The sequence below is a fragment of the Citrobacter sp. CK199 genome, assembly GCF_030333285.1.
GTDB lineage: Bacteria > Pseudomonadota > Gammaproteobacteria > Enterobacterales > Enterobacteriaceae > Citrobacter_B > Citrobacter_B koseri.
In genome coordinates this window covers 392810-405397 of sequence record NZ_JAOWGF010000024.1, presented here as the reverse complement: position 1 = coordinate 405397, position 12588 = coordinate 392810, and the positions used below count along the sequence as shown (strand labels likewise).

General features: G+C 53.1%; 14 protein-coding genes. 7 read left to right on the top strand and 7 right to left on the bottom strand.

Annotated elements, in window-relative coordinates:
* Positions 1-3 precede the first annotated feature (3 nt).
* On the top strand, positions 4-921 hold the full coding sequence (locus OGX75_RS05955; protein ID WP_286451260.1) for a LysR substrate-binding domain-containing protein: 918 nt from the start codon (positions 4-6) through the stop codon (positions 919-921).
* 88 nt (positions 922-1009) lie between these two features.
* On the opposite strand, the gene minE is transcribed toward OGX75_RS05955, so the two are convergent.
* Genes minE through minC form a run of 3 tightly spaced genes read right to left on the bottom strand, consistent with a single transcriptional unit; the run spans position 1010 to position 2823 of the window.
* Positions 1010-1276, bottom strand: coding sequence for a cell division topological specificity factor MinE (minE, locus tag OGX75_RS05950; RefSeq protein WP_003859937.1), 267 nt, complete (start codon positions 1274-1276; stop codon positions 1010-1012).
* Between the two features lie 3 nt (positions 1277-1279).
* Positions 1280-2092 (bottom strand): septum site-determining protein MinD, encoded by an 813-nt coding sequence (gene minD / locus OGX75_RS05945; protein ID WP_047463261.1) that lies wholly within the window; start codon positions 2090-2092, stop codon positions 1280-1282.
* Positions 2093-2115: 23 nt separating this feature from the next.
* On the bottom strand, positions 2116-2823 hold the full coding sequence (minC, locus tag OGX75_RS05940) for a septum site-determining protein MinC (protein ID WP_024130269.1): 708 nt from the start codon (positions 2821-2823) through the stop codon (positions 2116-2118).
* A 125-nt stretch (positions 2824-2948) separates the two neighbouring features.
* On the opposite strand from minC, the gene OGX75_RS05935 reads away from it, so the two are divergent.
* The 3 genes from OGX75_RS05935 (at position 2949) to ycgN (ending at position 4511) form a co-directional block, all read left to right on the top strand.
* Entirely contained in the window at positions 2949-3242 is a 294-nt protein-coding gene (locus tag OGX75_RS05935) for a YcgL domain-containing protein (protein ID WP_024130270.1), read from the top strand.
* A 70-nt stretch (positions 3243-3312) separates the two neighbouring features.
* Complete coding sequence (locus tag OGX75_RS05930; protein ID WP_012132076.1) at positions 3313-3972, top strand: fumarylacetoacetate hydrolase family protein; 660 nt, start codon at positions 3313-3315, stop codon at positions 3970-3972.
* Between the two features lie 92 nt (positions 3973-4064).
* The gene (ycgN, locus tag OGX75_RS05925) at positions 4065-4511 is read left to right on the top strand and encodes a cysteine cluster protein YcgN (RefSeq protein WP_047464034.1); all 447 of its coding nucleotides are present in this window, start codon (positions 4065-4067) and stop codon (positions 4509-4511) included.
* 26 nt (positions 4512-4537) lie between these two features.
* Here ycgN and OGX75_RS05920 read toward each other — a convergent pair whose 3' ends face one another.
* From OGX75_RS05920 to nhaB, 3 genes are all read right to left on the bottom strand, one after another.
* Positions 4538-4879 carry a TehB family protein gene (locus OGX75_RS05920; RefSeq protein WP_047463267.1) on the bottom strand — a complete coding sequence of 114 codons (342 nt, stop codon included), beginning with the start codon at positions 4877-4879 and terminating at the stop codon, positions 4538-4540.
* A gap of 109 nt (positions 4880-4988) precedes the next feature.
* Positions 4989-5519: a disulfide bond formation protein DsbB gene (gene dsbB, locus OGX75_RS05915; RefSeq protein ID WP_024130271.1), complete on the bottom strand. Its 531-nt coding sequence runs from the start codon at positions 5517-5519 to the stop codon at positions 4989-4991.
* A gap of 141 nt (positions 5520-5660) precedes the next feature.
* Complete coding sequence (nhaB, locus tag OGX75_RS05910) at positions 5661-7205, bottom strand: Na(+)/H(+) antiporter NhaB (RefSeq protein ID WP_286451261.1); 1545 nt, start codon at positions 7203-7205, stop codon at positions 5661-5663.
* A gap of 222 nt (positions 7206-7427) precedes the next feature.
* Between nhaB and fadR the strand changes: the two genes are divergently transcribed.
* Entirely contained in the window at positions 7428-8147 is a 720-nt protein-coding gene (gene fadR, locus OGX75_RS05905; RefSeq protein ID WP_024130272.1) for a fatty acid metabolism transcriptional regulator FadR, read from the top strand.
* Between the two features lie 198 nt (positions 8148-8345).
* Here the strand turns inward: fadR and OGX75_RS05900 are convergent, their stop codons facing one another.
* A complete protein-coding gene (locus tag OGX75_RS05900; protein WP_024130273.1) occupies positions 8346-9878 on the bottom strand; it encodes a SpoVR family protein in 1533 nt (510 codons plus the stop codon).
* Between the two features lie 322 nt (positions 9879-10200).
* Here OGX75_RS05900 and OGX75_RS05895 point away from each other — a divergent pair, with 322 nt between their 5' ends.
* Together OGX75_RS05895 and dadX are read left to right on the top strand one after the other, a co-directional pair.
* Positions 10201-11499, top strand: coding sequence for a D-amino acid dehydrogenase (locus tag OGX75_RS05895; protein WP_012132085.1), 1299 nt, complete (start codon positions 10201-10203; stop codon positions 11497-11499).
* A 12-nt stretch (positions 11500-11511) separates the two neighbouring features.
* Positions 11512-12582 (top strand): catabolic alanine racemase DadX, encoded by a 1071-nt coding sequence (gene dadX / locus OGX75_RS05890; RefSeq protein ID WP_012132086.1) that lies wholly within the window; start codon positions 11512-11514, stop codon positions 12580-12582.
* Positions 12583-12588 lie beyond the last annotated feature (6 nt).

The following is a 12588-nucleotide window of genomic DNA, read 5'->3' as shown; positions in this document are numbered from 1 at the left end:
ATCATGAATAATCTGCCTCTCCTGAATGATTTACGCGTCTTTATGCGGGTTGCCCGGCGTGCGGGTTTTAGCGCGGTTGCGGAGGAACTGGGCGTTTCGCCGGCGTTTATCAGCAAACGGGTGGCGTTGCTGGAGCAGACGCTGAACGTGGTGCTGCTCCACCGAACGACCCGGCGGGTGACGATCACGGAAGAGGGCGAGCGTATTTACGAATGGGCGCAGCGCATTTTGCAGGATGTGGATCAGATGATGGATGAGCTGTCTGATGTGCGGCAAGTCCCACAAGGTATGCTGCGTATTATCAGCAGTTTTGGCTTCGGTCGGCGGATTGTTGCGCCCGCGCTGTCGGCGCTGGCGAAGCAGTATCCACAGCTGGAGTTGCGGTTTGACGTTGAGGACCGGCTGGTGGATCTGGTGAATGAAGGGGTCGATCTTGATATTCGTATTGGTGATGAGATTGCCTCTAATTTAATCGCGCATAAGCTTGGAACCAATTACCGTATTTTATGCGCATCACCGGCGTTTCTGGCGCAGCACGGCACGCCGAAGCAGCTCAGCGATCTGGCAGCCTTTCCGTGTCTGGTGATTAAAGAGCGTGACCATCCCTTTGGCGTCTGGCAGTTACGCACAAAAGAACGGGAATATTCGATTAAAGTGACAGGGTCACTGTCCTCCAACCACGGTGAGATTGTGCATCAATGGTGTCTGGACGGGCAGGGCATTGCGTTGCGGTCGTGGTGGGATGTCTGCGATAACATTGCCAGCGGCCATCTGGTGCAGATTCTGCCGGAATATTATCAGCCTGCCAATATCTGGGCGGTCTCTGCTTCCCGTCTTTCCTCGTCGGCAAAAATTCGCATTACGGTTGAATTTCTGCGCCGCTATTTTCAGGAGCGCTACCCGAAGTTCAGCCTGGAATAAGCACCGCCGCGTTACTGTTTATGGCACAGCAGCAAATAAAAGGCAGAATACTCTGCCTTTTTATCGCGTTGCGTTATCCGAAAAGAGATTATCTGGACTCTTCGGCTTCCGGTAATGTCACGTTAAGCTCGAGAATTGAAATATCGCCGTCTTTTTGCTCAAGCTGTACGGTGACCATTTCTGGATCAATTTGCACATACTTGCAGATGACTTCGAGAATATCTTTTCTCAACTGCGGTAAATAATGCGGCTCGGCGTCGCTGCGACGGCGCTCCGCAACAATGATTTGCAGTCGCTCTTTAGCGATGTTGGCTGTACTCTTTTTCCGCGAGAGAAAAAAATCCAGTAATGCCATAACTTATCCTCCGAACAGGCGTTTGAGGAAACCTTTCTTCTCTTCTTCAATGAAGCGGAAAGGACGTTCTTCTCCCAACAGACGTTCTACGGTATCTGCATAGGCTTTACCCGCATCAGCAGTGATGTCGAGAATAACCGGCTCTCCCTGGTTGGATGCGCGCAGGACTGACTGATCTTCCGGGATAACCCCCACGAGTTTGATGCGCAGGATTTCCAGCACGTCTTCCATACTGAGCATATCGCCTCTGTTAACGCGGCCTGGGTTGTAACGCGTCAGCAGCAGATGCTCTTTAATCGGGTCTTCGCCGTTTTCAGCACGACGAGATTTTGACGCCAGAATGCCCAGAATACGGTCAGAGTCACGTACTGAGGAGACTTCCGGGTTCGTGGTGATAATCGCTTCATCGGCAAAATAGAGCGCCATCAGCGCGCCGGTTTCAATGCCCGCCGGAGAGTCGCAGACGATAAAGTCGAAATCCATTGTCTTCAGGTCATCGAGAACTTTTGCTACGCCCTCACGGGTCAGCGCGTCTTTATCGCGGGTTTGCGATGCCGGAAGAATAAAGAGATTCTCAGTGCGCTTATCTTTGATTAACGCCTGGTTTAGCGTTGCATCGCCCTGAATCACGTTCACGAAATCGTAAACGACACGACGCTCACATCCCATGATCAGGTCGAGGTTACGCAGACCGATATCGAAATCGATAACGACAGTTTTCTTTCCCTTCTGGGCCAAACCAGTAGCGATGGCCGCGCTGGAGGTGGTCTTGCCAACGCCCCCTTTACCCGAAGTAACTACAATAATGCGTGCCATAGAAATTCCTTGTTAAAAAGGGATCAATTCAACGGTTGAACTGCCAAAGCGTTATCTGCTAACCGCAGACGCGCCGCTTTGCCATAAAATTCTGCCGGGATTTTATCACTCAGCCAATAAACACCTGCGATAGACACCAGTTCTGCCGTCAGATGGGTACAAAAAATTTGCGCTTCCCGATCGCCGCTGGCACCTGCCAGCGCACGGCCCCGCATCATGCCATAAACGTGGATATTACCGTCTGCGATTAACTCTGCGCCAGCGCTGACGTGACTTGTAACAATTAGATCACATTGTGGAGCATAAATGCGCTGACCGGAACGAACCGGTACGTCAATTAATCGCGTTTTTGTGATGGGGGTAACATTTTGCGGCGGCGCGCTCGGTGCCGGGACTTCAACCGGGGCGGAACGAGCGACTTTCTCTTTACCTTCAGTCAGTAAAGGAAGACCCATCTCGTCAATTTCCGCTTTTAGCGCCGCGTCTTTGCAGCCGCTAACGCCGATAATACGCAGACCGGTAGACGTCACCACCTCTTGCAGCGCAGGCCAGTTTACTGGACTTTCAAGGCCGCTGACGTTAATGACCACGGGAGCATGTTTTAAAAAAGCAGGTGCCTGAGCGATTTTGTCTTCCAACGCCTGACGAATAACCTTGGGTTCAGCTTCGTGCAAATGAACCACTGATAAGGTGAAGCTACTGCCTTTAAGCTCGATTGGCGTGTTTGACATCCTGGCCTTACTCAATTTGCTATTTATCATCCCCAATGCGGGGCGATATTCCGAAGACTAGAAGGCATGTTATAGTCAGTATTATATTGAGGCAAGTCACCATCCCGTTAATTCAGAGTAAAAGTATGTTTTGTGTGATCTATCGAAGTAGCAAACGCGACCAGACCTATTTATACGTCGAAAAAAAAGACGATTTCTCACGGGTTCCTGAAGATCTGATGAAGGGATTCGGGCAGCCAACGCTGGCAATGATTCTGCCGTTGGATGGGCGTAAGAAATTAGTGAATGCCGACCTGGAGAAAGTAAAACAAGCGTTAACCGACCAGGGGTATTATTTACAACTGCCGCCACCGCCGGAAGATTTACTCAAACAACATCTTTCTGCGCCGGGCGAAAATAAACCAGACGCTAAAAGTTAAACTGTATCCGGCAATGCGAACGCCCTGTCGATGCAGTTCCTGAAATCCACGATTACGTTAGGGGAAAATAATGTATCAACATCACAACTGGCAAGGTGCTCTGCTTGATTACCCGGTAAGTAAAGTGGTTTGTGTAGGCAGTAACTACGCAAAGCATATTAAGGAGATGGGTAGCGCAACGCCGGATGAACCCGTTCTTTTTATTAAACCGGAAACGGCGCTGTGCGATCTGCGCCAGCCGCTGGCGATTCCAACGGACATGGGCGCCGTTCACCATGAAGTCGAACTGGCGATATTGATTGGCTCAACTCTGCGCCAGGCGACGGAAGAGCATGTCCGCAAGGCGATTGCCGGTTATGGCGTGGCGCTCGATCTGACGCTGCGGGATATTCAGGGCAAAATGAAAAAAGCCGGTCAGCCCTGGGAAAAAGCAAAAGGGTTTGATAATTCCTGCCCGCTGTCAGGTTTTATTCCGGTTTCGGAGTTTCATGGCGATCCGCAAAATACCGCGCTCGGGTTGAAAGTGAACGGCGAAATCCGTCAGCAAGGCTCGACAGCGGAGATGATCCACCACATCGTGCCGCTCGTCGCCTACATGAGCCGTTTCTTCACGCTCAAGGCGGGAGACGTGATCCTGACCGGCACACCGGAAGGCGTCGGCCCGTTGCAAAGCGGCGACGAGCTGGAAGTCAGTTTTAACGGTCAAACGCTGACGACGCGCGTCCTGTAATCTCTGCTTGCCGCCTTTTCGGGCGGCAAAACTTGCATCAGCGTGCCAGACTGGTTATAAGGTGCAGCTTTACAGTAATGGCGGATACCCTGATGAGCGACATACCTTTCTGGCAAAGTAAAACCCTGGATGACATGACCGATGCCGAGTGGGAGTCGTTGTGTGATGGATGCGGCCAGTGTTGCCTGCACAAACTGATGGATGAAGACACCGACGAAATCTATTTCACCAACGTAGCGTGTCGTCAGTTGAATATCAAAACCTGCCAGTGTCGTAACTATGAACGTCGGTTCGAGTACGAGCCAGACTGCATTAAACTCACCCGCGATAATCTGCCAACCTTTGAATGGTTGCCGATGACCTGCGCCTATCGCTTGTTAGCGGAAGGAAAGGGGCTGCCGGGCTGGCATCCGTTGTTGACCGGGTCGAAAGCGGCGATGCACGGCGAGCGTATTTCTGTGCGCCATATTGCGGTGAAAGAATCTGAAGTGCGGGACTGGCAGGATCACATCTTAAACAAACCTTCATGGGCGGACTGAACCGCCCATTGTTCAGCAAGCGTTAATTACGCTTTTTTCGCCTGATACATTTCATCGCCGTGGTTGTCGTCTTCAACCCAGAAATTGATATTGAATTGCGCATCGTCGCTTAATTCGATGCGGTGCCAGTATTGCGGCGGGCTGGTCGCAAACTGACCGGCGTTAATGACCACTTTGAGTTCTGGTTCTTTGGCATCTTCGTTAGCGAAACCGTAGTAAGTGACCGTGCCTTCCATCACGCAGAGTTGCCCAAAGACACCCGCAGCGGTGTTATGGTGGGAGAGCAGTGCGGCTGGCACATTCTCTTTGGTGAAGAAGGGAGTGGAACGTTTAATTTTCCAGTTTGCCGGGATGCGTAAATGGGACATAAGGCGTCTCCTTGTGGGGGCATCTATAAGATGTATTTAATATACATCTTATAGATGCCCGGAAGCAACGCCGTCAGGCGAAAAAAAACGCTCCCGAAGGAGCGTTCTGTTATCGACTAAAGAGATCGCGTCTTTTCGGCTTAAACGGTTGAGCAATCAACACCAGGATCGCGATCGCCAGATACGCCGCAAAAATCCCCAACAGCCACTGCGGCATCTCCAGGGTTAAAAACGACCACTGACGCTCGGCGCAGTCGCCGGAAGCCAGGAAGACCTGCGGCAGCCATTTATCCAGCGGCAGCCACGTCGGGAAGCGCGCAGCAAAATCACAGGTCATGAACGGCGAAGGATGAAGCTGGATCATCGTGTGTTCATAGGCCAACTGCAACCCGCGCCAGGCGCTGTAAATCCAGATCGCTATCGCCACATAACGCAGCGGCGTTTTAGGGGCGACAGCGCCAACCAGACCCGCGCCCATCACACCGAATAACGCGCTACGTTCGTAAATACATAGCACGCAAGGTTTGAGCAGCATGACGTGCTGGAACCACAGCGCTACCATTTCGAGCGCAAAGGCAGTTAACGCCATCAGTAACCACGCGCCCCGACCCCGTGAGCACTGGTTTAAAAATCGCAACATAATTATTTCCCTGCAACATGCGTAGACACCGCAGTGTAAACCAATTCAATTTATGCGCCAGTAGTGGGAAATGAAATAAAGTATAATCGGATAATTATCATGCAAAAAGTCAAACCGGGCAGTGATTTGCCCGGTTTGATGTTATGAGAATGTAGCTAACCAGCCAGATTGCGTCATCCACTCCGTGATGGGGGTGAGGGTAAACTCGACGCAGAGTAAACCAACGAGGGTGAGCACCAGCGTGTATGGCAACGCCATCCAGACCATACGGCCATAAGAGAGACGAATCAGCGGCGCCAGCGCAGAGGTGAGCAGGAATAAAAATGCCGCCTGGCCGTTTGGCGTCGCCACGGACGGCAAATTGGTGCCGGTGTTGATCGCTACCGCCAGCAGTTCGTACTGTTTCATGCTGATTGCGCCGCTTTCCATAGCCGCTTTAGCCTCATTGATGTAAATCGTCCCGACGAACACGTTATCGGAAATGGACGACAGCAGGCCATTGAAAAGGTAGAACAGCGTTAATTGCGCATGTTCGGAAGCCTGTAAAACGAACTGGATGATCGGGGCGAAAAGATGCTGATCGATAATGACCGCCACGATGGAGAAGAAAACCGTCAACAGCGCGGTAAACGGCAAGGACTCAGTAAATGCTTTGCCAATCGCGTGTTCATCGGTGACGCCGGTGAGTGACGTGGCCAGAATAATGACCGACAGGCCAATTAAGCCCACTTCCGCCAGATGCAGTGCCAGCGCCGTCACCAGCCAGACGCCGATAATCGCCTGCACAAACAGATTGAGTTTGTCCTGGCGTGTACGACGTTGACGGCTTTGATCGTCGAACTCCTGCAAAATATGACGCACTTTTTCCGGCAGCGTTTCACCATAGCCAAACCAGCGCAGTTTCTCGACCAGCACGCAGGTGAGCAGCCCGCAAATTAGCACCGGAACCGTCACCGGCGACATGCGCAGGAAGAAATCGCCGAAATGCCAGCCCGCCGCTTTAGCGATAATCAGGTTCTGCGGTTCGCCAACCATCGTCATGACGCCGCCCAGCGCGGTGCCTACGCCCGCATGCATCATCAGGCTGCGCAAGAAACCGCGAAACTGCTCCAGCACCGCTTTACTGTTCTGGTCGAGGTGGTCGTCATCCTGGAGATCGTTCTCTTCGCCGCGCGCAGAGGCGACGCGATGATAAATGCCATAAAAGCCGACCGCGACGCTGATGACCACCGCGACAACGGTCAGGGCATCAAGGAAAGCGGACAGGAAGGCGGCAGCCATACAAAATGCGAGCGACAGCAGCATCTTGGAACGAATGTTAAGCAGCAGGCGGGTAAAAATGAACAGCAGCAACTGCTTCATAAAGTAGATGCCTGCGACCATGAACATCAGCAGCAGCAGCACTTCGAGGTTGGCGGCAACCTCTTCACGCACATGCGCTGCGCTGGTCATCCCAATGATGACCGCTTCAATCGCCAGTAATCCGCCTGGCAGCAGGGGATAGCACTTCAGCGCCATCGCCAGCGTGAAAATAAATTCAGCGACCAGCAGCCAGCCCGCTACAAATGGGTTGATGAAGAAAATCAGTGGATTAGCAATTAAAAAAGCGATTAATGCAAGTTTATACCAGTCAGGCGACTGGCCCAGAAAGTTGCGCCAGAATGCGCGACCCCAGGAGAGCTCCATGGCAGTTTCCCTTACCTGTAAATGTGAGAATCATGTTTTTATGTTTAGGCGCAAAGCTTAGCGGTCAGGGTAAAAGCAGGCAAGTCCTTAACGTGATGGCGCGGCGTTATCCAGAAAATGAAGCCTTGATCCCCTTTTTCTTCATCCTGTCCGCTATCAGCCATGAAACCCGTCTGGTATGATGAGTGTAACTATGTTTTGCTGTGTAATGGAAATCTCACTATGGTCATTAAGGCGCAGAGCCCGGCGGGTTTCGCGGAAGAGTACATCATTGAAAGTATCTGGAATAACCGCTTCCCACCTGGCACTATTTTGCCTGCCGAACGTGAACTCTCCGAACTTATCGGAGTGACACGCACCACGTTACGCGAAGTATTGCAGCGCCTGGCGCGAGACGGCTGGTTGACGATTCAACACGGCAAACCGACAAAGGTGAACAATTTCTGGGAAACGTCCGGGCTGAATATTCTTGAAACGCTCGCGCGTCTTGATCATGAAAGCGTGCCGCAACTGATTGATAATCTGCTGTCGGTGCGAACCAATATCTCCACGATTTTTATCCGCACCGCGTTTCGTCAGCATCCTGATAAGGCGCAGGAGGTACTGGCGACGGCGAATGAAGTGGCCGACTACGCCGATGCGTTCGCGGAGCTGGATTACAACATTTTCCGCGGTCTGGCGTTTGCCTCCGGTAATCCGATTTACGGTCTGATCCTGAACGGGATGAAAGGGCTGTATACCCGCATTGGTCGTCACTATTTCGCCAACCCGGAAGCCCGGAGCCTGGCGCTCGGTTTCTACCATAAGCTGTCATCGCTTTGCGAGCAGGGCGCGCATGACCAGGTGTACGAAACGGTACGCCGTTACGGTCATGACAGCGGTGAGATTTGGCATCGTATGCAGAAGAATTTGCCAGGCGATTTGGCCATTCAGGGCCGCTAATCGTTATACGCCGGATGGCGCTCCGCTTATCCGGCCTACGGTGATGTGCTGTTTGTTCGCGCCGGATGGCGCTTTGCTTATCCGGCCTACGGCGGTGTGCTGTTTGTTTGCGCCGGATGGCGTTTTGTTTATTCGGCCTACGGTGGTGTGCTGTTTGTAGGCCGGATAAGGTGTTTACACCGCCATCCGGCAATTAAACTACAGGCTGTTCATTCTCGGCGGGCACCGCTCCAGCAGCTCAACGCTGCCATCCTCATTCTGCTGCTCCAGCATGACATCAAACCCCCACAGGCGATGCACATGTTTCAGCACCTCTTTACGTCCCTTGTCCAGCGGTGCGCGGTTGTGAGGAATATAGCGTAGCGTCAAAGAGCGATCGCCGCGTAAATCCACATTCCAGATCTGAATATTCGGCTCCAGATTGCTCAGGTTGTACTGCGACGAAAGCCGATTGCGGATCTCGCGATAACCTTCCTCATTGTGAATGGCTGAAATTTCCAGATAGTTGTGCCGGTCGTCGTCCAGCACGGTAAAGAAACGGAAATCACGCATCACTTTCGGTGACAGGAACTGGCTGATAAAGCTCTCGTCTTTAAAATCACGCATCGCGAAATGCAGGGTTTCCAGCCAGTCTGAACCGGCGATATCCGGGAACCAGTATTTATCTTCTTCCGTTGGCGACTGGCAAATGCGTTTGATGTCCTGGAACATCGCGAAGCCAAGCGCATAAGGGTTAATTCCGCTATACCACGGGCTGTTGTACGGCGGCTGGAACACCACATTGGTGTGGCTGTGTAAAAACTCCAGCATAAAGCGCTCGGTCACTTTACCTTCATCGTAAAGATGATTCAGGATGGTGTAGTGCCAGAACGTCGCCCAGCCTTCGTTCATCACCTGCGTCTGTTTTTGCGGATAGAAATACTGGCTGACCTTGCGCACGATGCGCAGGATCTCGCGCTGCCATGACTCCAGCAACGGCGCGTTCTTTTCCATAAAGTAGAGCAGGTTTTCCTGCGGTTCAGACGGGTAACGCCGCGTTTCGGCGACGGCTTTCTCTTCCTCTTTCTTCGGCAGAGTACGCCACAGCATATTCACCTGGCTTTGCAGATACTCTTCGCGACTTTTCTGCCGGGCTTTCTCCTCCTGCAACGAAATTTTTTGCGGGCGTTTGTAGCGATCGACGCCATAGTTCATCAGCGCATGGCAGGAATCCAGCAGCTTTTCAACTTCGTCCACGCCATAGCGTTCTTCGCATTCGGTAATGTAATTACGGGCAAAGATCAGGTAATCGACAATCGAACTGGCGTCGGTCCAACTGCGGAACAGGTAGTTATTCTTGAAGAAAGAGTTATGCCCATAGCACGCGTGCGCCATCACCAGCGCCTGCATAGTAATGGTGTTCTCTTCCATCAGATAAGCGATACACGGGTTGGAGTTAATGACGATTTCATAGGCCAGCCCTTGCTGACCATGCTTATACAGGCGCTCGGTTTCAATGAATTTTTTGCCAAACGACCAGTGAGGATAGTTGATCGGCATCCCGACGCTGGAATAGGCATCCATCATCTGCTCAGAGGTGATCACCTCGATTTGGTGCGGATAGGTATCCAGTTTGTAGAGTTTCGCGACGCGGTCAATCTCCGCCAGATAGACATCCAGCAGATCAAACGTCCAGTCGGGTCCATCGCTCAAACGTGTGCTGTCCTTGTTCATGGAATCAATCGTAGCCATTCGCGCACCCTCATTGTTGGCGGCACTCTCTGTCTGGAGCACCTCATTTCAAGCATAGAACACCGTGTTAAAAAACGTGCTGATGAAGAAAATTTTTCTTTGCGATTTCGCAGCGCCGGCACGCCAGAAACTGGCATGGCTGCGATATTTTATGCTGGATAAAAATGACGCACAGCAGGAGATGCCAAAGCAGAGAGATCCCTGACAACAGAGGCAGATGTGAGGTGCGTCACCATAAAAAAGCCATATGTTGAATAATATTTTCAACTGAGTTATCAAGATGTAATTAGAAGATTGTTCTTTTACTGTTAACGGAGTGGCTATGCGAGTTGTCATACTGGGAAGTGGCGTCGTTGGCGTAACCAGCGCCTGGTATCTGTGTCAGGCTGGGCATGACGTCACCGTCATCGATCGTGAACCTGGCCCGGCGCTGGAAACCAGCGCGGCGAATGCCGGACAAATTTCTCCGGGCTATGCCGCGCCGTGGGCGGCGCCGGGTGTACCGCTGAAGGCCATCAAGTGGATGTTCCAGCGCCATGCGCCGCTGGCTGTTCGCCTGGACGGGACGCAGTTTCAGTTGAAGTGGATGTGGCAAATGTTGCGTAACTGCGACACCCGCCATTACATGGAGAACAAAGGGCGCATGGTGCGTCTGGCGGAGTACAGCCGTGATTGCCTGAAAGCGCTGCGCGCCTCAACCGGCATTCAGTATGAAGGGCGTCAGGGCGGAACATTGCAGTTATTCCGTACCGCGCAACAGTATGAGAACGCCACCCGCGATATCGCCGTTCTGGAAGATGCCGGCGTACCGTATCAGCTACTGGAATCCAGCCGTCTGGCGGAGGTTGAACCTGCGCTGGCGGAAGTGGCGCACAAACTGACCGGCGGCCTGCGTTTGCCCAATGATGAAACCGGAGATTGCCAGCTGTTCACTCAGCGCCTGGCGCAGATGGCGGAACAGGCGGGCGTGACGTTTCGCTTCAACACGCCGGTGGAAAAACTGCTGTACGAAGGTGAACAAATTTACGGCGTGAAGTGCGGGGATGACATCATCAAAGCCGATGCTTACGTGATGGCGTTTGGCTCTTACTCGACGGCGATGCTCAAAGGGATCGTCGATATTCCGGTCTATCCGCTTAAAGGTTATTCGCTGACGATTCCGGTCGCACAGGACGATGGCGCGCCAGTTTCGACTATCCTTGATGAAACCTACAAAATTGCCATTACCCGTTTTGATAAGCGCATTCGCGTGGGGGGAATGGCGGAAATTGTCGGCTTTAACACTGAATTATTACAACCGCGTCGTGAAACGCTGGAGATGGTCGTACGCGATCTCTTCCCGCGCGGAGGGCATGTGGAACAAGCCACGTTCTGGACCGGACTGCGGCCAATGACCCCGGATGGTACGCCGGTGATCGGACGGACGCGCTTCAAAAACCTGTGGCTGAACACCGGGCATGGGACGCTGGGCTGGACAATGGCCTGCGGTTCAGGGCAATTACTGAGCGATATTCTTTCAGGTCGTACACCTGCTATTCCTTATGACGACCTGAGCGTAGCGCGGTACAGCCCTGGCTTTACGCCGTCACGACCCCGGCATCTTCATGGCGCGCATAACTAATAAGGAAGCGAGATGACCCGCCCTATACTGGCCAGCCTTGACCTGCAGGCGATGAAACAAAATCTTGGCATTGTGCGCCAGGCCGCCCCGGACGCACGCGTCTGGTCGGTGGTGAAAGCCAATGCCTACGGACATGGTATCGAGCGTATCTGGACGGCGTTGGGGGCGACCGACGGCTTTGCCATGCTCAATCTCGAAGAGGCGATTACGCTGCGAGAGCGGGGATGGAAAGGGCCGATCTTAATGCTGGAAGGGTTCTTCCATGCCGATGAGCTGGCCATATATGACACATACCGTCTGACGACCTGCATACACAGCAACTGGCAGCTCAAAGTGTTGCAAAACGCGCGCCTGAACGCGCCGCTGGATGTTTATCTCAAAGTGAATAGCGGCATGAACCGGCTGGGTTTTTTACCCGAGCGGGTACAGACCGTCTGGCAGCAACTGCGGGCGCTGCCGAATGTGGGCGAAATGACGTTAATGTCGCACTTTGCCGATGCTGAGCACCCGGAAGGGATCGACCAGGCGATGACGAAAATCGCCCATGCGACGGAAGGGCTTGAATGCCGTCGCTCGCTGTCGAATTCAGCGGCTACGCTGTGGCATCCTGAAGCCCATTTCGACTGGGTGCGACCCGGAATTATTCTGTATGGCGCATCGCCGTCAGGGCAGTGGCGGGATATCGCCAATACCGGGCTGAAACCGGTTATGACCCTGAGTAGCCAGATTATTGGCGTACAGACGCTGAAAGCGGGCGATCGGGTCGGGTATGGCGGACGCTATACCGCGACTCAGGAGCAGCGCATCGGGATTGTGGCGGCGGGCTACGCGGATGGTTATCCCCGTCATGCGCCAAACGGCACGCCAGTGCTGGTGGACGGTGTGCGTACCGGAACGGTTGGCACCGTGTCGATGGATATGCTGGCAGTGGATCTGACGCCGTGCCCGCAGGCGGGTATCGGTACGTCTGTGGAACTGTGGGGGAAAGAGATCAAGATTGATGATGTCGCCTCTGCGGCGGGAACGGTGGGGTATGAACTGATGTGCGCGCTGGCGCCGCGTGTTCCGGTTGTGACGGCGTAACTTTTT